General features: G+C 17.4%; 1 protein-coding gene. It reads right to left on the reverse strand.

Annotated features, from left to right (window positions below; genetic code table 11):
- On the reverse strand, nt 1–671 hold a 671-nt coding region (locus tag GBZ86_RS17570), incomplete at both ends, for a hypothetical protein (RefSeq protein ID WP_170272319.1).

The following is a 671-nucleotide window of genomic DNA, read 5'->3' on the forward strand; positions in this document are numbered from 1 at the left end:
ATATTATATATTTCATAAATTTTTATATTTTTATTTTCTTTATAAATTATCATAAGATGATGAATTTTATCAATAAGACCTTTCAACCAAATTTCCCATTCTTTTAAAATAAACTTATATTTATTAGTATCATGAGAATTGATTACTTCATTGCAAATTCCCTTCATATTAATAAAAAAATCTTTTATTATACTGATATTTTCATAAATATTAAAAGAACTAAAACCTAATAGTTCTCCTTCTATTAAATAATCTGTTAAATCACAATTGATATTATTTTCTTTTATTTTTCCTACAAAGATTTGAAATAAAGTTATAGCATTTACAATTTTATTATGTATTTTTAAAGTTATCATATCATAATAATCTATTTTTTCAATTTCTTTCTCTATATCATAAAAAGTAGTATAATATTTTTCACATAAAAACATAAGTTTTTCATAACTTTCACATTCATTTGTATAATTAATAGTAGTTCCTTCTTTTCTTAATATATCTACTTTATTAGCTGTCTCTTTATTTAATATTCTCAAAAAACTTTTATATGCTATAATACGATATTTTAAATTTCCTAAAATTTCATTATCAAGTACATCATTTAAATCTTTTAAAAAATATTTACTTGTATTTTTTAAAATTTTAAATTCTAAGAACTTATTATCTTTACCATA

Origin of the sequence: Clostridium tarantellae, assembly GCF_009295725.1 — a bacterium.
In the GTDB taxonomy this organism is placed as follows: Bacteria; Bacillota; Clostridia; order Clostridiales; family Clostridiaceae; genus Sarcina; species Sarcina tarantellae.